We start from the raw sequence: 20,641 nt of genomic DNA on the forward strand, positions 1-20,641 counted from the left end.
TGCAAAACCCGACGATTCTAGCACAGGGCCACCTCCCTTCTCCCCGATGACAGACCTCCACGCCACACGCGCCCAGCTCGAGCAAGGGCGCACCAGCGCGGCCGCGGAGCTCGACCGCGCACTGGGCGCGGCGCGCTCGCCCGCTTGCGCGCATGCCTTCGTCTCGCTCGCGCCGGACCGCGCCCGCGCCGAGGCCGGCCGTGGGGCCGCCCTCCCCCTCGCCGGGCTCGCCGTGTCCGTCAAGGACTTGTTCGACGTCGCTGGCGAGCGCACCGCCGCGGGCTCCGTCGCGCTGGACGACGCCCCGCCCGCGCGGCAGGACTGCCCGGCGGTGGCGCGCCTGCGCGCGGCCGGCGCCGCGATCGTGGGCCGCACCAACATGAGCGAGTTCGCGTTCTCGGGCGTGGGCACCAACCCGCACTTCGGCACGCCCGCCAACCCGGCCGACCCGGCCACGCCGCGCATCCCCGGCGGCTCGTCGTCGGGCGCGGCGGTTTCCGTTGCTGCCGGCGCGGCCTTCATCGGCCTGGGCTCGGACACCGGCGGCTCCATCCGCATCCCGGCGGCCTTGTGCGGCATCGTCGGCTTCAAGAACACCGCGCGGCTCACGCCGCTCGAAGGCGCGCTGCCGCTGTCCACCACGCTGGACACCGTGTGCGCGATGACGCGTTCCGTGCGCGATGCCATCCTGGCGCACGAAGTGCTCGCCGCGCGCCGGGTGCAGCTCGCCGGCAAGCCGCTGTCGAGCGCGCGTTTCGCCGTCGCACGCACCCAGATGCTCGACGGCATGGATCTCCCGGTCGCGCGTGCGTTCGAGGATGCGTTGCGCACGCTGCGTGCCGCCGGTGCGCGCATCGAGGAGATCGCGCTCGACGCCATCCAGGACCTCGGCACGATCCAGTCCACCGGCGGCTTCTCCGCCGCGGAGAGCTATGCGTGGCACCGCCGGCTGCTCGCCGAGCGCGGCGAGCGCTACGACCCGCGCGTGCGGTTCCGCATCGAGCGCGGCGCCACCATGAAGGCGTGGGAGTACCTGGACCTGCACCGGGCGCGCACCGACTGGATCGCCCGCGTCGGCCAGGCCCTCGACGGCTTCGATGCCGTGTTGTCGCCCACGGTGCCGCTGGTGGCTCCTCCCATCGCGGACGTGGCGCCCGGCGCGGAACGCGACGAAGCCTTCTTCCGCGCCAATGCGCTCCTGCTGCGCAACACCAGCGTCGTGAACATGCTCGACGGCTGCGCGCTGTCGCTGCCCTGCCATCGCGCGGGCAGCCTGCCGGTCGGCCTGATGCTCTGGCACGGCGCGCTGCACGACGACGCGCTGCTCGATCTCGGCCTCGCGGTCGAGGCCGCCCTCGCCCCGGCGCGGGGCGAATGAAGGTCGCCGTCATCGGCGCCGGCATCGTCGGCGTCACCACCGCGTATGAACTCGCGGCCGACGGCCACGAGGTGACCGTGTTCGAGCGCCGCGGCGCGGTCGCCGAGGAGACCAGCTTCGCCAACGCCGGCATCGTCGCACCCGGCTACGTCGCGCCCTGGGCCGCGCCGGGCATGCCCGCCAAGGTGCTGCGCCACCTGCTCAGCCGCCATGCGCCGGTGCGCGTCAGCTGGCCGCTCGGTGCCGCGCAACTGCGGTGGATGTGGCGCTGGTGGCGCGCGTGCAATCCCGACACCTACGCCGCCAACCGGCAGCGGCTGCAGCGCCTGGCCTTCTACAGCCTCGAGCGCCTGCACTGGCTCACCGACTCCCTGCAGCTCGACTACGAGCGCAGCAGCAGCTACCTGGTCCTGCTGCGGTCCGAGAAGGACCGCCGCATGGTGCAGCCCGGGCTGCAGGTGCTGCGCGACGCCGGCGTCGCCTTCCACGAGATCGACGAGGCCACCACGCGCGCGGTCGAACCCGCCCTGAATCCCGACACGAAATTCGTCGGCGCGGTGCACCTGCCGGACGACGAAGCGGCGAACTGCCGCCAGTTCGCGCTGCTGCTCAAGGACGCGGCACGCGACGCCGGCGCGTCCTTCGAGTTCCTGGCGAGCGTGCAGCCGCTCGATCGCGCGCATCCGACCAGCCTCGTCGTCGCGACACCGGGCCAGGCGTCACAGCGGCGCGACTTCCACGCCGTCGTCGTGTGCGGCGGTGTCGAAGGCGCACAGTTGCTGCGGCCCCTGGGCCTGCAGCTGCCGCTGGCGCCGGTGCACGGCTACTCGGTGACCGCGCCCATCGGCGAGCCGCTCAACGCGCCTCGCAGCGCCGTGATGGACGAGCGCTACAAGGTCGCGATCTCGCGCCTCGGCCGGCGCGTGCGCGTCGCCGGCAGCGCGCAGATCGGCGGCGACCCGGCGCACCGCGATCGCGGTGCGCTCGACACGCTCTACAAGGTCCTGCACGACTGGTTCCCGGGCGCGGCGCAGTTGTCGAACCCATCGACCGCCGTGCAGGAATGGAAAGGCGCGCGGCCGATGCTGCCCGACGGCCCGCCGGTGCTCGGTGCCACCGGCATCCCGGGCGTGTGGGTGAACCTGGGCCACGGCTCCAGCGGCTGGGCGCTCGCTTGCGGCAGCGCGCGCGTGGTCGCCGACCTGATGGCCGGGCGCGAGCCGCTGCTGGACATCGAAGGCCTGGGCCTCGAACGGCTTCTGTAGGAGCCTCCCGCGCGGGCACAATCGCCCGCATGCTGCGCAAGGTCACGCCGGATCGTTCCTGGCCGCTGCACGACGTCGCCGCGCTGCGGGCGATCGAAGGCGCGGCCTCGTCCTCCCTGCCGCCGCACACCCTGATGGACCGCGCGGGCCTGGCCACCGCCCGCCTCGCGCTCGCCATCGCGCCGCATGCGCGAACCGTGTGGATTGCCTGCGGCCCGGGCAACAACGGCGGCGACGGCTTCGAAGCCGCCATGCATCTGCATCGGGCCGGCAAGCACGTCGTGCCGACGCTGTGCGGCGCTCGCGAGACGCTGCCACAGGACGCAGCCATCTCGCTGGCGAAATGCGAAGCGGCCGGCCTGGCCATCGCGGAGATGCCGCCAGTCCAATGGGACCTCTGCATCGACGCGCTGCTGGGCATCGGCTCGAATCGCGCGCCCGAAGGCGCGCTGGCGCACACGATCGCCCGGATCAACAGCGCGGAGGCCACCGTGCTCGCGGTCGACGTGCCCAGCGGGCTGGGCGCGGACACGGGGCATGCGGCGCTGTGCGTGCGCGCGCACCACACAGCGACCTTCCTCGCCCTCAAGCCCGGCCTGTTCACGGCGCAGGGCCGCGACGCGGCGGGCCAGGTCTGGCTCGACGACCTCGGCATCGAGGCGTCCGTCGTGCCGATCGCGACGCTCGGGGGCCCGCCGACGCGCACCGGCCGGCTGCACGCCAGCCACAAGGGCAGCTACGGCGACGTCGCCGTCGTCGGTGGCGCGCCGGGCATGCCCGGAGCTGCCGTGCTCGCGGCTCAAGCGGCGCTGCACGCTGGCGCAGGTCGCGTGTACTTCGCCCCGCTCGACGCCGACGCGAGCCGGTTGGTCGCTGGCTTGCCGGAGTTGATGTGGCGCGGCCCGCGCCTCCTGCCCCTGCAGGACCTCACCATCGCCTGCGGGTGCGGCGGCGGCGAAGCGATCGGCGAGGTGCTCGAGACCGTGGTGCGCGAGGCGCGGGCCCTGGTGCTCGACGCCGATGCGCTCAACCTGCTGGCGCAGCGCGCCGATGGCCGCGAACTCGTGCTCGCCCGCGGCGAGCGGCCGACCGTGCTCACGCCGCATCCGCTCGAAGCGGCGCGGCTGCTGGGCGTTGCGACAACTGAAGTGCAGGCCGATCGCCTGCGCAGCGCGCGGCAACTCGCGGGCCAGTTCGGCTGCACCGTGGTGCTGAAGGGATCCGGCACCGTCGTCGCCGCGCCCGGCCGCACGCCCTGCATCAACCCGACCGGGAACGCACGCCTGGCGACGGGCGGGACGGGCGACGTGCTTGCGGGCCTGCTCGCGGCGCGCCTGGCGCAAGGGATGCCGGCGTTCGACGCCGCTTGCGCCGCGGTGCACGAACACGGCGCGGTGGCGGACCAGTGGCCCGCGCACGAGTCGTTCACCGCCGGTGGTCTGGCGCGCCGCTTGCGCGCCTGACGCTCAGTACGAGAGCTTCGGGTACCAGTCGGTCCCGCGCCCGCCGGGCGTCATGTCCAGCATGGTCCACAGGATGTCGTCCGGCGCACCGCGCGGGTCCTGCCCCGGGTCCTGGGTCCCCGCGAGTTCCGGCGCGTAGAAATGACGGACCTCGCCATCGCGGCGCACCCAGACGTCCAGCACACCCGATTCGGACCCGTCGTCCTCGAGGCCACGGTAGGCACGGGCGAAGTCGTCACCGGCCTGGTGGAAGCGCAAGTTGCGCCAGCCGCGCTCGCGCGCGAACGCCAGCTGCCGCGACACGGGCGAGCGGCCGAGGATCGCAAGCGCCACGCGCTGCGTCAGGTCCACCGCCGGGCCGTCGAGCGTCGCCAGGAAGTTCGTGCACATGGGACACGGCCGCTGCCGCTGGGGGCCGTACATCCAGAAGTAGGTGATCAGCGTGTCGTGCTGGCCGAACAGGTCGGCGATGCCGACCTCGCGCCCCTGTTCATCGATGAAGCGATGGTCCGCCGGCTTGCCACCCGGGGGCAGCTGCCGGCGCATCTCGGCGACGCGCTCGAGGTGACGGCGCAACTCGATCTCTTCCTCGAGCAGCCGCGTGCGGGCCGCACGGTACTCGGGGCTGTCGCCGGGAAAGGGCCGGCTCACCTCGGCGGCGAGTTCGGCGGCGGGACGCAGCATGCTCATCGCAACCTCCTGGCGGCCTGTGGGACCGCGACGCCTCAGCCCCGCCCGACGAAGGGCATCTTGGTGGCCATCACCGTGTGGAACAGCACGTTGGCTTCCAGCGGCAGGTTGGCCATGTACAGCACGGACTGCCCGACGACGTCGACGTCCATCAGCGGCTCGACGGCGATCTCGCCGTTGGCCTGCGGCACGCCGCTGCCCATCCGGGCGGCGAGCTCGGTCAGCGCGTTGCCGATGTCGATCTGGCCGACGGCGATGTCGTGCTTGCGGCCGTCGAGCGACGCGGTCTTGGTCAGGCCGGACACCGCGTGCTTGGTGGCCGTATACGCGATCGACATCGGCCGCGGCGCATACGCGGAAATCGAGCCGTTGTTGATGATGCGGCCGCCTTGCGGCGACTGCGCCTTCATCACGCGGAACGCCTCGCGGATGGCGTAGAACATGCCGTTGAGGTTGGTGTCGACGACGGCCTTCCACTTCTCCAGCGGCAGTTCGTCGATCGGCACGGCCGGCGCGCCGATGCCGGCGTTGTTGAACAGCAGGTCGACGCGGCCCCACTCGGCCACGGTGCGGTCGAACAGCGCCGTGACGGAAGCCGGGTCCGTGACGTCGGTCGGCACGGCCAGGCATTGGCCGGCACCTTCCTTCGCGACGGCGTCCAGGGCGTCCTGGCGGCGCCCCGCCAGCGCGACGCGCCAGCCGTCACGCGCGAGCGCCAGCGCTGCCGCCTTGCCCACGCCGCTGCCGGCGCCCGTGACGATCGCGATCCGCGACCCGTTCTTCCTGTCCATGCTCGTCTCCTCGTGGTGCCTGCTTCAGGGGCGGCCCTTGCGCCTGCCCTTGCCCTTGTTCGCCGCCGCTTTCTTCACGGCGGAGCGCAACGATCCGATCGGGCTGTGCTCGGCGCGCGGGGCCGCGGCCTTGCGCCCGCGCTTGTCCTTGCCGCCCTCGCCGACGCCCTTGTCCTTCATCGCGCGCAGCTCGAGCTCCTCGCCCTCGCGCACGAGGCGGAAGTCGATGCGGCGGCCGTCCAGGTCCACGCGGCTGACCTGCACGCGCACGCGCGTGCCGATGGCGTAGCGGATGCCGGTGCGCTCGCCGCGCAGTTCCTGGCGCGCCTCGTCGAACTTGAAGTACTCGCCGCCCAGCTCGGTGATGTGCACCAGGCCTTCGACGTACAGCTGGTCGAGCGTGACGAAGATGCCGAAGCTGGTCGCCGCGCTGACGACGCCGCCGTACTCCTCGCCGAGGTGCTCGCGCATGTACTTGCACTTGAGCCAGGCCTCGACGTCGCGGCTGGCCTCGTCGGCGCGCCGCTCGTTCGCGCTGCAGTGCAGGCCGGCGGCTTCCCAGGCCTGCATCTCGCGGCTGGTGGCGACCGGCTTCTTGGGCTTCTGTCCCGGCGGGGCGACCCGGCTGGCCAGGCGGCGGGCGAGCTTCTCGTGCTGCTCGCCGGGCGTGGGCAGCACCGGCAGCGTGTAGTGCTGCTTGGTGAGGATCGCCTTGATCACGCGGTGCACCAGCAGGTCCGGGTAGCGCCGGATCGGGCTCGTGAAGTGCGTGTAGGCGTCGTAGGCCAGGCCGAAGTGGCCGCTGTTGATCGGCGTGTAGATCGCCTGCTGCATCGAGCGCAGCAACATCGTGTGGATCTGCTGCGCGTCCGGCCGTTCCTTCACCGCCTCGGCGATCTTCTGGAACTCCGCCGGGGCGGGCTCGTCAGTGATGGACATGCCGACGCCCATCGCCTTCAGGTAGCTGCGCAGGATGTCCTTCTTCTCCGGCGTGGGGCCCTCGTGCACGCGGTACAGGCCGGGGTGCTTGCCCTGCTGGATGAAGTCGGCCGAGCACACGTTGGCGGCCAGCATCGATTCCTCGATCAGGCGGTGCGCGTCGTTGCGGGTGCGCGGCACGATCTTCTCGATGCGCCCGTTCTCGTCGCACACGATCTGCGTCTCGGTGGTCTCGAAGTCCACCGCGCCGCGGGCGTTGCGGGCCTTGAGCAACGCACGGTAGACGTCGTGCAGGTTGATCAGGTCCGGCACCAGGTCCTTGCGGCGCTGCGCCTCGGGTCCGCGCGTGTTGGCCAGGATGGCCGCCACCTCGGTGTACGTGAAGCGCGCGTGGCTCCACATGACGGCCGGGTAGAACTGGTACGCGTGGATCTCGCCGGTCGCGGTGACCAGCATGTCGCACACCATGCACAGGCGGTCGACTTCCGGGTTCAGCGAGCACAGGCCGTTGGACAGCTTCTCCGGCAGCATCGGGATCACCCGGCGCGGGAAGTAGACGCTGGTGGCGCGGTCGTAGGCGTCGATGTCGATCGGGCTGCCCGTCTCGACGTAATGGCTGACGTCGGCGATGGCGACCAGAAGGCGCCAGCCCTTGCCGCGACCGACCTTGGCCGGCTCGCAATACACGGCGTCGTCGAAGTCGCGCGCGTCCTCGCCGTCGATGGTGACCAGCGGCACGTCGGTGAGGTCGACGCGATGCTTGCGGTCCTGCGGGCGCACCTTGTCCGGCAGCGTCCTGGCCATCGCGATGCAGGGCTCGGAGAACTCGTGTGGCACGCCGTACTTGCGCACGGCGATCTCGATCTCCATGCCCGGGTCGTCGATCTCGCCCAGGACTTCCTTCACCCGCCCGACCGGCTGGCCGTACAGGCTGGGCGGTTCGGTGAGTTCGACCACCACGACCTGCCCCGGCTTGGCAGTGCCGGTCGCGCCTTTGGGAATGAGCACGTCCTGGCCGTACCGCTTGTCCTCGGGCGCCACGAGCCACACGTTGCTCTCGTGCAGCAGCCGGCCGATGATCGGCTGGGCGGGGCGCTCCACGATCTCGACTACGCGGCCTTCCGGCCGGCCCTTGCGGTCGTGGCGCACGATGCGGGCCCGCACGCGGTCGCGATGCAGCACGGCTCGCATCTCGTTGGCGGGGAGGTAGACGTCGGTCTCGCCGTCGTCGCGGACCACGTAGCCGTGGCCATCGCGGTGTCCCTGGATCACGCCCTCGATTTCATCGAGCAATCCGGTCACGCGTTGTTCTGTATTTTTGATGCTAGAATCCTTCTCTTTCCTGAAGCGCCCAGGTGGCGGAATTGGTAGACGCACTAGTTTCAGGTACTAGCGAGTAACATCGTGGAGGTTCGAGTCCTCTCCTGGGCACCAAACGAATGATAAGGCCGGCACCGCCGGCCTTGTTCTTGAAAGCCGGCCACAAGCCGGCTTTTCTTTTTTCCGTGTCGCCTCAGACCGGCATCCCGACCAGGTCGTGGCCTTCGGTGGCGACGATGCGGGCCTTGGTGAACTCGCCGACCTTCAGCTGCTTGCTGAGTTTTTCCGGCGGCAGCAGGCGCACGGTGCCGTCGATCTCCGGCGCGTCCGCGTAGCTGCGCCCCACCCCGCCCTTGCGGCCGAGGCCCGGCGCCGAATCCACCAGCACCTGCATGGTCGCGCCGACACGGCGCCGCAGCCGCTGCGCCGACACCTGCTCGGCCACTTCCATGAAGCGCGCGCGGCGTTCCTCGCGCACTTCGGTCGGCAGCATCCCCGGCAACTCGTTGGCGGCCGCGCCTTCGACCGGGCTGTAAGCGAAGCAGCCCGCGCGATCGATCTGCGCCTCGCGCACGAAGTCCAGCAGGTGCTGGAACTCCTCCTCGGTCTCGCCGGGGAAGCCCGCGATGAAGGTGCTGCGCACGATCAGTTCCGGGCAGGCCTCGCGCCACGCATGCAGGCGTTCGAGGTTGCGCTCGCCGCTCGCGGGCCGCTTCATCCGGCGCAGCACGTCGGGGTGGCTGTGCTGGAACGGCACGTCCAGGTACGGCAGCACCAGGCCTTCGGCCATCAGCGGCAGCACCTCGTCGACGTGCGGGTACGGATAGACGTAGTGCAGGCGCACCCACGCGCCGTGCGGCTGCGCCAGTTCGCCCAGCGCGCGCACCAGGTCCAGCATGCGCGTCTTCACCGGCCGGCCGTCGAAGAAGCCGGTGCGGTACTTCACGTCGACGCCGTAGGCCGACGTGTCCTGGCTCACGACCAGCAGTTCCTTCACGCCCGATTCGAACAGGGCGCGCGCTTCCTTCAGCACGTCGCCCACCGGCCGGCTCACGAGGTCGCCGCGCATCGACGGGATGATGCAGAAGGTGCAGCGGTGGTTGCAGCCCTCGCTGATCTTCAGGTACGCGTAGTGCCTGGGCGTGAGCTTGATGCCGGCGGCCGGCACCAGGTCCACGAACGGGTCGTGCGGCTTGGGCAGGTGCGCATGCACCGCGTCCATCACTTCCTGCGTCGCGTGCGGGCCGGTGACGGCCAGCACCGACGGGTGCACCTCGCGCACCATGTTGTCGGTGGTTTCGCCCGCGCGCGCGCCCAGGCAGCCGGTGACGATCACCTTGCCGTTCTCGGCCAGCGCCTCGCCGATGGTGTCCAGGCTTTCCTTGACCGCATCGTCGATGAAGCCGCAGGTGTTGACGATCACCAGGTCCGCGCCCTGGAAGGTCTTGGACGTGGCGTAGCCCTCCGCGGACAGCTGCGTGAGGATCAATTCGGAATCGGTCAGCGCCTTCGGGCAGCCCAGGCTAACGAAGCCGACCTTCGGTGCCGCCGCGGCGGCCGTGTTCTCGCTCATGTGGTCTCGATTGTCCCAAATGCGAAAGGCCGGGGTTCGCCCGGCCTTCGCGTTCCGTGGCGCAGGCTCAGCGCTTGATGCCGAAGGCGGCCTGCATCTGTTCCTGCATCTTGTCGAACATGGTCTTGGACTGCTCGACGTAGCTGCCCATGAAGGTCTGCATCATGGGGTTCTGCATGTTCATGAACTGCGCCCACATCTCGGGCGTCAGCGTCTTGGACTGCTCGGCCAGCTTGGCCTGGATCTCGGTGAACGCCTGCACGTTCTTCTCGATGTAACTGCCCATGAAGGCCTGCGCCGCATGCCCGTAGAACCGGATGATGTTGGCCAGCGCGGCCTCGGTGAACATCGGCGCGCCGCCCGCCTCTTCCTCCAGGATGATCTGCAGCAGGATGCTGCGCGTGAGGTCCTGGTTGGTCTTGGCGTCGCGAACCACGAAGGATTCGGTGTCCAGCACCAGCTGCTTCACCTCGGCCAGCGTGATGTAGCTGGACGTGTCGGTGTCGTAGAGCCGCCGGTTCGGGTACTTCTTGATCACCCGCTGCGCCGGTGGCTGCTGCGACGCGGCACTGGCCTTCTTGCTTTGCACTGGCGACTCCTCCGGCGCGCGTCACCTCCGGGTGGGTGACGCGGTGCAGCAGATTCTAGGAACGCCCCGGAATGGCGCGCCACAGGTTTACCCTACGGTGTGCGCCATGCGGCGTGCAAACAAAGAAATTGGTAGGCGCGATTGGACTCGAACCAACGACCCCCACCATGTCAAGGTGGTGCTCTAACCAGCTGAGCTACGCGCCTGGGTGTTGAAGCGCACGATTGTAGCAGAGCGCGCGAACGACTTCTCAGCGCCGGCGTGCGGTGCGCACGCCTTGCACGGCGCGCACCAGGCCCAGCACGTGCGCCAGCCGCGCCGAATCGGCCACTTCCACCGTGAACGTCATCCACGCCGTGCCGCGCACCGACTGCGTCTGGACGCCGATCACGTTCATCTTCTCCTTGGCGAACACCTCGGAGATGTCGCGCAGCAGGCCCTGCCGGTCGTTCGCCTCCACGGCGACGTCCACCGGATACACCGCGCCGTCGCCGCCACCCGGACGGCCCCACTCGACCTCGATCACGCGCTGCGGATCGCGGCTGGCGATCTCGCGGAAGTTGCTGCAGTCGGTGCGGTGGATGCTCACGCCCTTGCCGCGCGTGACGAAACCCGCGATCGCGTCGGGCGGCGCCGGCTTGCAGCAGCGGGCCAGCTGCGTCAGCAGCGAATCGACGCCCACCACCAGCACGCCGCCCTTGGGCGAGCGCTCGGGCGCGCGCGTGGCCTTCTTCAGCAGCACCTCGTCCGGCTCGGGCAACGCCGGCGGCGGTTTCAGCAGCACCTCGATGTTGCGCAGCGAGTACTCGTCCTTGCCGACCGCGAAGAACAGGTCTTCGGGCGTGCGGAAGCCCAGCTGCGCTGCGAGCTCGGCCTGCTTGGTCGCGGTGCGGCCTTCGCGCTGCAGCACCTTCTCGACCGCGTCGCGGCCGCGCTGCACGGTGCCGTGGCGCACCTGCTCGTTGAACCACGCGCGCACTTTCGCGCGCGCCCGGTGGCTGGCGAGGAAGCCGAGGTCCGGGTTGAGCCAGTCGCGTGACGGCCCGCCTTCCCTGGTCGCGACGATCTCGACGGTCTGGCCGTTCTGCAGCGGCGTGTTCAGCGGCACCATCGCGCCGTCGACCTTGGCGCCGCGGCAGCGGTGGCCCAGGCTGGTGTGCACGCTGTACGCGAAGTCCACCGGCGTGGCGCCCTGGGGCAGTTCGACGATCGAGGCCTGCGGCGTCAGCACGTAGATGCGGTCCTCGAACAGGCCCTGCGACGAGCCCGCGAGGTCGCGCTCCCACGCGAGCAGTTGCCGCAGCACGGCGATCTTGGTGTCGTACTCGCTGGCGGCCGCGACGCCCGCATAGCCCTTGGCGCCGGCTTCCTTGTACGCCCAGTGCGCGGCGACGCCGTGCTCGGCGTGGTCGTGCATCGCCTGGGTGCGGATCTGAATCTCGATCGGCCGCTGCGCCGCGTCGCGCACCACCGTGTGCAGCGACTGGTACCCGTTCGGCTTGGGCCGCGCGATGTAGTCGTCGAACTCCGAAGCGATCGGCTCGTACTGCTGGTGCACCCAGCCGAGCGCGGCGTAGCAGTCGCGCACCTCGGGCACGATGACGCGCAGCGCCCGCACGTCGAACACGTTTCTGAACTCGAGGCCCTTGCCGCGCATCTTCTTGACGATGCTGTAGATGTGCTTCGGGCGGCCCTGCACTTCGGCCCGGATGCCCTGCCCCGCCAGCTCGGCCTGCAACCGCGCGCGCAGGCGGCCGACGTCGGCCTCGCGCTCGGTGCGCTTCTCGTCCAGCAGCCGCGCCACGTCCTTGTACGTGTCCGGCTCCAGGTAGCGGAACGCGAGGTCCTCCATCTCCCACTTCAGCTGCCAGATGCCCAGCCGGTTGGCGAGCGGCGCGAACACCTGCAGCGTCTCGCGCGACACCTCGTCTGGCGGGCGCGTCTTGTGCGCGGCGTGCCAGCGCAGCGTCTGCAGGCGCGAGGCCAGCCGCAGCAGCACCACGCGCAGGTCGCGCGAGAACGCCAGCAGCATCTTGCGCACGTTTTCGGTCTGCACCAGCGCGTTGTCGGGCGTCGTGGCGCCATCGGCGGCGCGCGCCTGCCGTTGCACGCGCACGAGATGGTTGGTCTCGATGGCCAGCGCCGCGTAGCTGTCGCCGAAGGCCTTGGCGATCACCTCCTGCGGCTTGTTCAGGTGCGCGCACGCGTACACGAGGTAGCTGGCGGCCTGCATGGCCTCCGAGCCGCCCATGGACTTCAGGATGCCGGCGACGGCGTCCGCGTGCGCCAGCGTGTTCTCGCCGGTCTCCAGCAACTCGCCGGCGATCAAGGGCTCGGCGAAGGCGCGCGCGCGGTCGAGCGCATGCGCCTGCTGGGGCAAGGACTGCTCCGCCGCGGTGATCAGTTCCGGGACGGCGGCGGCCTCGCGCGGGACGACCGCAAGATGCTTCATGGTGCCAGCAGGAACGTGGCGGTCGCGTCCACCTGGTCGGGCGCGACGAGCGTGGGCGCATGCCCCACGCCCATGAATTCGATCAGCGTCGCGCGCGGGCCGCGGCCCGTCATCTCGAGCGCGGTGTCGCGCGACAGCAGGTCCGAGTGCGCGCCGCGCAGCAGCAGCGTGCGCGCGGTCACGGCGTCGTAGAGCGCCCAGACCGCCGCCTGGCCCTGCTCCGCCGCTTCCTTCGTCAGCGCGCGCAGCGGCACGGCGATGGCCGGGTCGTAGTGCAGCGTCAGGCCGCCCTCGGGATGCGGCTTGACCATCGGTCCGGACAACGCGAGCCACTGCTCGGGCGTGTGCGGCCCGAAGCTCGTCGAGATCTGCCACATCGCATCGGCGGCCTGCTGCACCGTCTCGAACCGGCCGGTCTTGCCGAGGTACTCGCCGATCCGCTGGATGGCCTGCCACTGGATCGTCGGCCCGACGTCATTGAGCACGAGCCGGCGCACCGGTGCGGGCAACGGAAGCCCCGGCGTGCCCGCGACGCCGAGGCCGACCAGCCCGCCCATGCTGGTGCCGAGCCAGGACAGGTCCGTCACGGGCGCCTCCTGGTGCAGCTGTCCGAGCATGGCCAGCATGTCGCCGACGTACGTCGGCACGGCGTAACCCTGCGGATCGCGCAGCCAGTCGCTGCGCCCGCGGCCCACGACGTCCGGGCAGACGACGCGCACCGCATCGCCCGCCCGCTGGACCATGGCCTGCGCGACCACGTCGAAATCACGCCCCTGGCGCGACAGCCCGTGCACGCACACGACGACGTGGCCCGCCCGCGGGTTGCCCCACGACCAGTACGCCATGCGGTGGCCGCCGGCTGCGTCGGGGCACGGTACGTAGTTCAGCGTAGGGGCCATGGTCGCGGAAAGATCGGATACTTCCGCGGCATCGTACCAACCACCCACGGAGACTTCCCATGCTCACCGGCAAGACCGCCCTCGTGACGGGTTCGACCAGCGGCATCGGCCTCGGCATCGCGAAAGCCCTGGCGCGCCAGGGCGCCAACATCGTGCTCAATGGCTTCGGCGACGTCGAGGGCCCCAAGGCCGAGATCGCCAAGCTCGGCGCGAAGGTCGGGTACCACGGCGCCGACATGAGCAAGCCGGCCGAGATCGAGGACATGATGAAGTCCGCCGCCGCGCAGTTCGGCCGCGTCGACATCCTGGTCAACAACGCCGGCATCCAGCACGTCGCGCGCATCGAGGACTTCCCGCCCGAGCGCTGGGACGCGATCATCGCGATCAACCTCTCGAGCGCTTTCCACGCGACGCGGCTCGCGCTGCCCGCGATGAAGGCCGCCAACTGGGGCCGCATCATCAACGTCGCGTCGGTGCACGGCCTCGTGGCGTCGGCCGAGAAGTCCGCCTACGTCGCCGCCAAGCACGGCATCGTCGGCCTGACCAAGGTCACGGCGCTGGAGAACGCCACCTCGGGGATCACCTGCAACGCGATCTGCCCCGGCTGGGTGCTGACGCCGCTGGTGCAGAAGCAGGTCGACGCCAAGGCCGCGGCGCTCGGCGTCTCCAACGAGGAAGCCAAGAAGGTGCTGCTCGGCGAGAAGGAACCGTCGATGCAGTTCACCACGCCCGAGGAACTGGGCGAGCTCGCGGTGTTCTTCTGCTCGCCCGCCGCCAACAACGTGCGCGGCGTGGCGTGGAACATGGATGGGGGATGGGCCGCTCAATAGCGGTTCAAGTCCCGAGCATCAAGCCGCGTTCGTCCACCATGCCGAACGCGCCGTCGTCGGGCCGGTAGTCCCAGCGCTCGACGCGGCACTGGCGCCGCCCACCGGGCTGCGGCTTCCACTCCACGAAGTTCACCGAGTTGCAGGTGCCGTGCCGGATGCGGCTCGACACCGCGGTGCCCGCCTGCACCACCCACAGTGGCCGTGGCGCGGCCACCTCGGTCACGTACGGCAGGTGGATGTGGCCGCCCAGCACGAGGTCGGCGCCAGCGCGGGACCACGCCTCCAACGCCGCGTCGGCGCCGATCAGGCGGTCGTGTTCGTCCTCCTCCCGCAACACCGCCGCGGGCTGGTGGGTGACGACGATGCGCAGCTGGTTCGCGCGCGTGCCATGCAGCTGGTGCGCGACGCGCTCGACCTGCGCCGGCGACACCTCCCCGTTCTTGTGGCGGGCCGGGCGCGTCGTGTTGACGCCCACGACCAGGAAGCCGTCCATGTCCAGGCAGGACTCCAGCCGCGGGCCGAACGCGGCGAGGTAGCGCGCATACGGACGGAACGCCCGCTGCACGACGTCGAACAGCGGGATGTCGTGGTTGCCCGGCAGCGTGAGCGTGCGCGCGATCGCGAGCTCGCGGCAGAACGCGCGCGCCGCGTCGAACTCGTCGCGCCGTGCACGCTGTGTCATGTCGCCGCTGTAGACCAGCAGGTCGGGCCGGCGGCGGTGCGCGAGTTCGAGCAGTGCGCGCACGACGTGCGGCTGCTCCGTGCCGAAGTGCGTGTCCGAGATGTGCAGCAGCAGCGCCAGACCGCCTCCGTCACTCCACCGGCACGCGGTGGTCGGGCCGCGGCAGCATCAGCCGCAGCGGCCGGTCGGAGACGCGGAACTGCAGCGGCGGCGCCATCATCGTCACCTCGCCGTCGGTGGCCACCTTCACGCGGCGCGCGCGGCGCACTTGCACCGTGAGATTGCGGAAGGCCGCGCCGTCGATGCCATTCGCATCCCCGAGCCGGCCCAAAGCGCCGCGCAGGGCGAGCCAGAGCAGCTTCCAGCTGCCGATCGGGTGCGGCATCAGTGCCGCCAGCCGGCCTTCGCCGACGCGCGCCGCGATCGCCGGCTCCATGCCGATGCGTTCCAGCTGCAGGCGGTTGTTGCCGACGAACAGCGTGGGCGACAGCACGCGCGTGGTCTGGCCATCGAGCTCGAGGTCGAGCGCCAGCTGGCGCCGCCACTTGAACACCGTGACGACACCTGACAGCATCGCCACCCAGCGGTGGCGCCCGAGCTGCTGCTTGAAGGTCTCGCGGTCCTCCAGCAGCTGCGGGTACAGGCCCAGGCTCGCGTTGACGAGGAACAGGCGGCCGTTGACCTCGCCGACCTGCACCGGCTGCTCGTCGGCGTGCAGCAGGGCGGTCGCGGCCTGCTCGAGATCCTGCGCGATGCCGTGGTCGCGGCCGAAGTAGTTGAACGTTCCCTGCGGCAGCACGCCGAACAGGCAGCCGTGGTGCCAGGCGGCCTGCGCGACGGAGTTGATGGTGCCGTCCCCGCCGGCGGCGACCAGCACGGTGCCGCGCTCGGCGCACTCGCGCGCCGCATGGTCCGCGGCGCGCGCAAGGTCCGCGGGCGTGGCGATCGCCACGAAGCGGAACGCGCGCCCGGCGCTGCCGAACACACGGGCCAGCGCGTCGCGCGTCGCGGTGGCGTCGTGCTCACCGGAGCCCGGGTTGATGACGACCACCAGTTCCGGCCCCGGCGCCGGCACGTCGCGCGGCCAAGGAAGGTCGTCGGAACGGGCAGCCCACATGGCCGCCGAGTGTGGATGGCCCGTCGGCGCGCCTCCGTCGGACGGCGGCTAGCGAAGCTGTACGGAACCCGACACGTTGACGACGACGTTGGCCTTGCCGGCCTCGACCGGCACCGGCGACGTGTCGAACGCCTCCGTGTCGCCCTTGGCGCGTGCCATCGCCATCATGGGGCGCACCGGGCCGTTGTCCTGCGCGTTGACCGACACCTCGCGCAGCGAGTAGCTGCTGAAGCCGAAGCTGCGCGCGAGCTCGCCCGCCTTCGCGCGGAAGGCGGCGATGGCCTGGCCCTGCGCTTCCTGCTCGGCCTTGTCGCGCGCCGGGCGGCTGAGGCGGAAGCCGCTGCCCACGACGTTGAGTGCGGTGAGGCGCCCGGCGGCTTCGCTCACGCGCGGGATGTCGGTGCCTTCGAGCACGACCGTGCCGGTGCCCACCCAGCCCGTGATGCGCTGGTCGCGGCTGTAGCGCGGCAGCACGGAGAAATTGCCCGTGCGCACGTCCAGCGCGCCGGCCTTCGCATCGCGCCGCGCCTGGGCCAGTGCGGCGTCGACGGCCGTCTTGAGCTCGGCCTGCACCTTGGCGGGGTCCGTGCCCTCGCGCACGGCCTGCAGCGTGATCGCCAGCAGGTCTTGCGGCACCTCGACGGTGGCGGCCGAGCTCAGCTGGACGACGTTCTCCGGGTGCGGCATGGCGACCATCTGCGCGCGTGCGATGCTGGTGGAGCCGGCGAACACGACGGCGGCGAGGAGGAGCTTTCGGGTGGAATGCATGCTTGCTTTAACGCATTGAAAAGTGAACAGGTTCACGGTTCCCAGTGAATCGGACCCCGATGGGGCAACTTGTGTAACAGTGTGTCAGGCCACCCCGGGTTCCCCCGCACGTGCCTGCACATCACCCCCAGAATCGCCGCTGTTACAAATACGATTTGGAGCACCATGTCACAAGCTGCAGCCCGCACTGACAAGATCCTGGTCGTCGACGACGATGCGCGCATCCGCGACTTGCTCAGGCGCTACCTGACCCAGGAGGGCTTCGAGGTCATCCTGGCTGAAGACGGCAAGGCGCTCAACCGGCTGATGCTGCGCGAGACCGCGGACCTGATCGTGCTGGACCTCATGATGCCAGGGGAGGACGGCCTGTCGATCTGCCGCCGCCTGCGCGCCGCGAACGACCGCACCCCCATCATCATGCTCACCGCCAAGGGCGAGGACGTCGATCGCATCGTCGGCCTCGAGGTCGGCGCCGACGACTACCTGGGCAAGCCGTTCAACCCGCGCGAGCTGCTCGCGCGCGTGCACGCGGTCCTGCGCCGCCGTCCGGCGCAGGAAGCGCCCGGCGCTCCCTCCAGCGAGAACGAGGTGGTCAACTTCGGCCCGTTCGCGTTCGACCTCGGTGCCCGCACGCTGCGCAAGAACGGCGAGGAACTGCCGCTCACGACCGGCGAATTCGCGATGCTCAAGGCCCTGGTGCGCCATCCGCGCCAGCCGCTGTCGCGCGAGAAGCTCGCGCAACTGGCACGCGGCCGCGAGTTCGAACCGTTCGACCGCAGCCTGGACGTGCAGGTCTCGCGGCTTCGCAAGCTGGTCGAACTGGACCCCTCCTCGCCGCGCTACATCCAGACGGTGTGGGGCGTGGGCTACGTGTTCGTGCCGGACGGCGCGGGCTGAGCCGGCCCGGCCGTTTCGACGCCCTGCGCCACGCGCAGGAGCCGCATGAAGGCGACAATGGCGTTGCACGCTGCTTGCGGGCGCGCGTAACCACACACACATGATTCGAGGGGTCACGAACATCGAAGGCACCGGCCCGGCGCCGCTGGAAACGGCGCCTGCGCCGCTGGAGATGCGTCCGCCGCGGGTGGGGCTGTCCCTGTTCTGGCGCACGTTCTTCCTGCTGTCGCTGCTGCTGATCGGCTCCATCGTCGCCTGGCTGCAGACCTTCCGCGCGCTCGAGTTCGAGCCGCGCGCGGTCCAGACGGCGCAGCAGATCGCATCGCTGGTGAACCTCAGCCGCGCCGCGCTGCGCTACTCCGACCCCATCACCCGCGTCTCGCTCATCAAGACGCTGGCCGAACAGGAAGGCGTGCGCATCCTGCCCAGCAAGCCGACCGACGTGTACGTCGTGTTCGACGCCAGTTCGCTCGACGAGCGCATCGCCGACGAACTGCTGTCGCGCCTGGGCCCCGGCACCACGCTGGCCGCGGCGGTCAACAACGAGGCCGGCTTCTGGGTCGGCTTCAAGATCGACGCCGACTCGTACTGGCTGCTGATGGACCGCAACCGCTTCACCAAGGTGGGCGGGCGCACCTGGCTGATCTGGCTGGTGACCGCGGCCGGCCTCTCGCTCGCGGGCGCGGCGGTGATCGCGCGATTGATCAACCGCCCGCTCAAGCAGTTGTCGTTCGCGGCCAGCCGCGTGCGCGACGGCGACTTCGACGCCAGCCGGCTCGACGAGAAGGCCGTCACCAGCGAGATCCGCGAGGTGAACATCGGCTTCAACCGCATGGCGCAGCAGCTGGCCAAGATCGAGCAGGACCGCGCCGTGATGCTGGCCGGCATCTCGCACGACCTGCGCACGCCGCTCGCCCGCCTGCGCCTGGAAACCGAGATGAGCGTGGCCGACTCGGAGGCGCGCGAGCACATGGCGGCCGACATCGACCAGCTCGACGCCATCATCGACAAGTTCCTCGACTACGCGCGCCCCGACCACGCGGAACTCAAGCCCGTGAACCTGCGCGAGGTGATCGACGCCTGCGTGTACGCGGTGCAGGACCACGGCGACATGCGCATCAACGTCGACGTGCCGCGCGGCCTGTCCGTGCTGGCCGACGACGTGGAACTCGCGCGTGTCGTGTCCAACCTGCTGGAGAACGCGCGCCGCTACGGCAAGACGCCCGAGACCGGGGTCGCTGTGGTGGACATCGCGGCGAAGCAGCGCAACGAATGGGTGCTGCTCAAGGTGCGCGACCACGGCATGGGCGTGGCGCCCGAGGCGCTGCCCAACCTGGTCAAGCCCTTCTTCCGCGGCGATGCCGCGCGCACGGCCGCCACCGGCGCCGGCCTGGGCCTGGCCATCGTCGACAAGACCGTGCAGCGCATGGGCGGCATCTTCGCGCTGGCCAACACCACGTCGGGTGGCCTGGCCGCGCACATCAAGCTGCAGAAGCCCAAGGCCGCCGGGGCGCCGGCGCCGCACCCCGAGGCCGACGAGCACCCGGAATCGGTCGCCTGACCGGGCGGACGCTAGGAGCCTGCGCGGCAGAGACGGGTCCGCGTTGGGCCGTGACCAGAAACGCGCCATGCGTCGTTACGGCCTCCTTCTGTACATCGAGTACAGCGCGTCGGACCTCGCCTAGCCTGACGCGTTTCTGGTCGCGGCGCGGGCCCGCCTCTCTGCCGCGCAGGCTCCTAGGCGGCCAGCAGCAGCACCACGGCGCGGGCCTCGATGGCCTGCCCTTCGCCGACCGGGCCCAGCTTCTCGGCCGTCTTGGCCTTCACGTTCACCTGGGCCAGCTCGACGCCCATCGCCTTGGCGATGCGGCCCCGCATCGCATCGATGTGCGACGCCAAGCGCGGCGCCTGCGCGACCACCGTGCTGTCGACGTTGCCGATGCGCCAGCCGGCCGTCGCGGCACGCTCCACGGCCTCTTCCAGCAGCAGCGCCGAATCGGCGCCGCGGAACTTCGGCTCGGTGTCGGGGAAGTGGCGGCCGATGTCGCCGAGCCCCGCGGCCCCGAGCACCGCATCCGTGATCGCATGCAGCAGCACGTCCGCGTCGGAGTGGCCCAGCAGGCCCCGTTCGAAGGGAATCGCCACGCCGCCGATCACGAGCGCCCGGCCCGGCACCAGCGCATGCACGTCCCAGCCTTCACCGATCCGCATCGTCATCGTCCCCTGCTCCCCAGGATGGCTTCGGCCAGCGCGAAGTCCTCCGGCCACGTCACCTTCATGTTCAATGCGCTGCCCGGCACGAGGCGAGGGCGCAGCCCCAGCGCCTCGACCGCGCTGGCTTCGTCGGTCACCTTGTCACCGGCGGCGGCCAGCGCCCGGCGCAGCAGCCCGAGCCGGAACATCTGCGGCGTCTGCGCCAGCCACTTCTGCGAGCGCGGCAAGGTCGCCGCGACGCGGCCCTGCTCTTCCTGCTTGAGCGTGTCCGCCAGCGGCTGCGCCACCAGCCCGCCGACCGCGTCGCCGACGCAGGCGTCGATCAGGCGATCGACCAGCGCCGGCGTCACGAGGCAGCGCGCCGCGTCGTGCACCAGCACCCAGTCGTCCTCCACCGCGCCCCGGCGCAGCAGCTCCTCCAGGCCGTTGCGCACCGTTTCGGCCCGCGTGGAGCCGCCGCAGCGCGCAACCTTGTGGTTCATGCCGTCGGCCAGCCGGCCGTCGTGCGGCGCGACCACGACCAGGATGGACGCGAGGCGCGGCACGCGGGAGAGCGCGTCCAGCGTGTGCTGCAGCAGCGGATGGCCGGCGACGGGCTCGTACTGCTTCGGGCCGGTGGTGCCGGCGCGGCTGCCGGTGCCGGCCGCGGGCACGAGCGCATGCAGGCGTCCGGGGGTTTGGGGTGGATGAGCAACCGACAAGATGGGCGCCATTCTAGAATTCATGCACACCCCTCCCGAAAGCGGCGAGGGGTGTTTGCATTTGCTGTCCTCG

General features: G+C 70.7%; 18 protein-coding genes and 2 tRNA genes. 7 read left to right on the forward strand and 13 right to left on the reverse strand.

The annotated features are described in order from the left end of the window. Positions 1–46: 46 nt before the first annotated feature. Genes I8E28_RS13580 through I8E28_RS13590 form a run of 3 tightly spaced genes read left to right on the forward strand, consistent with a single transcriptional unit; the run spans position 47 to position 4,106 of the window. Positions 47–1,378, forward strand: a complete 1,332-nt coding sequence (locus I8E28_RS13580) for an amidase (RefSeq protein ID WP_200788587.1) — start codon at positions 47–49, stop codon at positions 1,376–1,378. Further along, positions 1,375–2,643 (forward strand): D-amino acid dehydrogenase, encoded by a 1,269-nt coding sequence (locus I8E28_RS13585; RefSeq protein ID WP_200788588.1) that lies wholly within the window; start codon positions 1,375–1,377, stop codon positions 2,641–2,643. The genes I8E28_RS13580 and I8E28_RS13585 overlap by 4 nt, the downstream gene beginning before the upstream one ends. A gap of 32 nt (positions 2,644–2,675) precedes the next feature. Next, entirely contained in the window at positions 2,676–4,106 is a 1,431-nt protein-coding gene (locus I8E28_RS13590) for an NAD(P)H-hydrate dehydratase (RefSeq protein WP_200790396.1), read from the forward strand. Between the two features lie 3 nt (positions 4,107–4,109). Here the strand turns inward: I8E28_RS13590 and I8E28_RS13595 are convergent, their stop codons facing one another. Genes I8E28_RS13595 through rnr form a run of 3 tightly spaced genes read right to left on the reverse strand, consistent with a single transcriptional unit; the run spans position 4,110 to position 7,819 of the window. Continuing rightward, positions 4,110–4,796, reverse strand: a complete 687-nt coding sequence (locus I8E28_RS13595) for a DUF899 family protein (RefSeq protein WP_200788589.1) — start codon at positions 4,794–4,796, stop codon at positions 4,110–4,112. Between the two features lie 35 nt (positions 4,797–4,831). Next, positions 4,832–5,587 carry an SDR family oxidoreductase gene (locus I8E28_RS13600; protein ID WP_200788590.1) on the reverse strand — a complete coding sequence of 252 codons (756 nt, stop codon included), beginning with the start codon at positions 5,585–5,587 and terminating at the stop codon, positions 4,832–4,834. Between the two features lie 24 nt (positions 5,588–5,611). Next, positions 5,612–7,819 carry a ribonuclease R gene (rnr, locus tag I8E28_RS13605; RefSeq protein ID WP_239027426.1) on the reverse strand — a complete coding sequence of 736 codons (2,208 nt, stop codon included), beginning with the start codon at positions 7,817–7,819 and terminating at the stop codon, positions 5,612–5,614. A gap of 56 nt (positions 7,820–7,875) precedes the next feature. Here rnr and I8E28_RS13610 point away from each other — a divergent pair. Beyond that, positions 7,876–7,960, forward strand: a tRNA-Leu gene (locus I8E28_RS13610). A 79-nt stretch (positions 7,961–8,039) separates the two neighbouring features. On the opposite strand, the gene rimO is transcribed toward I8E28_RS13610, so the two are convergent. From rimO to I8E28_RS13635, 5 genes are all read right to left on the reverse strand, one after another. After that, positions 8,040–9,419, reverse strand: coding sequence for a 30S ribosomal protein S12 methylthiotransferase RimO (rimO, locus tag I8E28_RS13615; protein ID WP_200788591.1), 1,380 nt, complete (start codon positions 9,417–9,419; stop codon positions 8,040–8,042). A 67-nt stretch (positions 9,420–9,486) separates the two neighbouring features. Continuing rightward, a complete protein-coding gene (phaR, locus tag I8E28_RS13620; protein ID WP_200788592.1) occupies positions 9,487–10,008 on the reverse strand; it encodes a polyhydroxyalkanoate synthesis repressor PhaR in 522 nt (173 codons plus the stop codon). A gap of 129 nt (positions 10,009–10,137) precedes the next feature. Beyond that, positions 10,138–10,214, reverse strand: a tRNA-Val gene (locus I8E28_RS13625). A gap of 44 nt (positions 10,215–10,258) precedes the next feature. After that, complete coding sequence (locus I8E28_RS13630) at positions 10,259–12,460, reverse strand: RelA/SpoT family protein (protein WP_200788593.1); 2,202 nt, start codon at positions 12,458–12,460, stop codon at positions 10,259–10,261. After that, a complete protein-coding gene (locus I8E28_RS13635) occupies positions 12,457–13,359 on the reverse strand; it encodes an alpha/beta fold hydrolase (protein ID WP_239027234.1) in 903 nt (300 codons plus the stop codon). The genes I8E28_RS13630 and I8E28_RS13635 overlap by 4 nt, the downstream gene beginning before the upstream one ends. A gap of 59 nt (positions 13,360–13,418) precedes the next feature. Here I8E28_RS13635 and I8E28_RS13640 point away from each other — a divergent pair, with 59 nt between their 5' ends. Further along, on the forward strand, positions 13,419–14,189 hold the full coding sequence (locus I8E28_RS13640) for a 3-hydroxybutyrate dehydrogenase (protein ID WP_200788594.1): 771 nt from the start codon (positions 13,419–13,421) through the stop codon (positions 14,187–14,189). Between the two features lie 4 nt (positions 14,190–14,193). Here the strand turns inward: I8E28_RS13640 and I8E28_RS13645 are convergent, their stop codons facing one another. Genes I8E28_RS13645 through I8E28_RS13655 form a run of 3 tightly spaced genes read right to left on the reverse strand, consistent with a single transcriptional unit; the run spans position 14,194 to position 16,756 of the window. After that, the gene (locus I8E28_RS13645; RefSeq protein ID WP_200790399.1) at positions 14,194–14,991 is read right to left on the reverse strand and encodes a metallophosphoesterase family protein; all 798 of its coding nucleotides are present in this window, start codon (positions 14,989–14,991) and stop codon (positions 14,194–14,196) included. Positions 14,992–15,001: 10 nt separating this feature from the next. Next, positions 15,002–15,988 (reverse strand): diacylglycerol/lipid kinase family protein, encoded by a 987-nt coding sequence (locus tag I8E28_RS13650; RefSeq protein WP_200788595.1) that lies wholly within the window; start codon positions 15,986–15,988, stop codon positions 15,002–15,004. 48 nt (positions 15,989–16,036) lie between these two features. Continuing rightward, positions 16,037–16,756 (reverse strand): SIMPL domain-containing protein, encoded by a 720-nt coding sequence (locus I8E28_RS13655; RefSeq protein ID WP_200788596.1) that lies wholly within the window; start codon positions 16,754–16,756, stop codon positions 16,037–16,039. 165 nt (positions 16,757–16,921) lie between these two features. Between I8E28_RS13655 and ompR the strand changes: the two genes are divergently transcribed. Continuing rightward, entirely contained in the window at positions 16,922–17,653 is a 732-nt protein-coding gene (gene ompR / locus I8E28_RS13660) for an osmolarity response regulator transcription factor OmpR (protein WP_200788597.1), read from the forward strand. A gap of 100 nt (positions 17,654–17,753) precedes the next feature. Next, positions 17,754–19,214, forward strand: coding sequence for a sensor histidine kinase (locus I8E28_RS13665; protein WP_200788598.1), 1,461 nt, complete (start codon positions 17,754–17,756; stop codon positions 19,212–19,214). Positions 19,215–19,390: 176 nt separating this feature from the next. Here I8E28_RS13665 and ispF read toward each other — a convergent pair whose 3' ends face one another. Together ispF and ispD are read right to left on the reverse strand one after the other, a co-directional pair. Then, a complete protein-coding gene (ispF, locus tag I8E28_RS13670; protein ID WP_200788599.1) occupies positions 19,391–19,870 on the reverse strand; it encodes a 2-C-methyl-D-erythritol 2,4-cyclodiphosphate synthase in 480 nt (159 codons plus the stop codon). Beyond that, positions 19,867–20,580 carry a 2-C-methyl-D-erythritol 4-phosphate cytidylyltransferase gene (gene ispD, locus I8E28_RS13675; protein ID WP_200788600.1) on the reverse strand — a complete coding sequence of 238 codons (714 nt, stop codon included), beginning with the start codon at positions 20,578–20,580 and terminating at the stop codon, positions 19,867–19,869. The genes ispF and ispD overlap by 4 nt, the downstream gene beginning before the upstream one ends. Positions 20,581–20,641 lie beyond the last annotated feature (61 nt).

The organism is Ramlibacter algicola, assembly GCF_016641735.1.
GTDB lineage: Bacteria > Pseudomonadota > Gammaproteobacteria > Burkholderiales > Burkholderiaceae_C > Ramlibacter > Ramlibacter algicola.

What these genes read in the sequence shown, in the direction of transcription:
- I8E28_RS13635 (WP_239027234.1), bottom strand. Translation starts at nt 13,359, where the DNA reads ATGGCCCCTACGCTGAACTACGTACCGTGCCCCGACGCAGCCGGCGGC.
- I8E28_RS13600 (WP_200788590.1), bottom strand. Translation starts at nt 5,587, where the DNA reads ATGGACAGGAAGAACGGGTCGCGGATCGCGATCGTCACGGGCGCCGGC.
- I8E28_RS13665 (WP_200788598.1), top strand. Translation starts at nt 17,754, where the DNA reads ATGATTCGAGGGGTCACGAACATCGAAGGCACCGGCCCGGCGCCGCTG.
- ispD (WP_200788600.1), bottom strand. Translation starts at nt 20,580, where the DNA reads ATGGCGCCCATCTTGTCGGTTGCTCATCCACCCCAAACCCCCGGACGC.
- I8E28_RS13595 (WP_200788589.1), bottom strand. Translation starts at nt 4,796, where the DNA reads ATGAGCATGCTGCGTCCCGCCGCCGAACTCGCCGCCGAGGTGAGCCGG.
- I8E28_RS13655 (WP_200788596.1), bottom strand. Translation starts at nt 16,756, where the DNA reads ATGCATTCCACCCGAAAGCTCCTCCTCGCCGCCGTCGTGTTCGCCGGC.
- I8E28_RS13640 (WP_200788594.1), top strand. Translation starts at nt 13,419, where the DNA reads ATGCTCACCGGCAAGACCGCCCTCGTGACGGGTTCGACCAGCGGCATC.
- I8E28_RS13630 (WP_200788593.1), bottom strand. Translation starts at nt 12,460, where the DNA reads ATGAAGCATCTTGCGGTCGTCCCGCGCGAGGCCGCCGCCGTCCCGGAA.
- ompR (WP_200788597.1), top strand. Translation starts at nt 16,922, where the DNA reads ATGTCACAAGCTGCAGCCCGCACTGACAAGATCCTGGTCGTCGACGAC.
- I8E28_RS13580 (WP_200788587.1), top strand. Translation starts at nt 47, where the DNA reads ATGACAGACCTCCACGCCACACGCGCCCAGCTCGAGCAAGGGCGCACC.
- I8E28_RS13585 (WP_200788588.1), top strand. Translation starts at nt 1,375, where the DNA reads ATGAAGGTCGCCGTCATCGGCGCCGGCATCGTCGGCGTCACCACCGCG.
- rimO (WP_200788591.1), bottom strand. Translation starts at nt 9,419, where the DNA reads ATGAGCGAGAACACGGCCGCCGCGGCGGCACCGAAGGTCGGCTTCGTT.
- I8E28_RS13650 (WP_200788595.1), bottom strand. Translation starts at nt 15,988, where the DNA reads ATGTGGGCTGCCCGTTCCGACGACCTTCCTTGGCCGCGCGACGTGCCG.
- ispF (WP_200788599.1), bottom strand. Translation starts at nt 19,870, where the DNA reads ATGACGATGCGGATCGGTGAAGGCTGGGACGTGCATGCGCTGGTGCCG.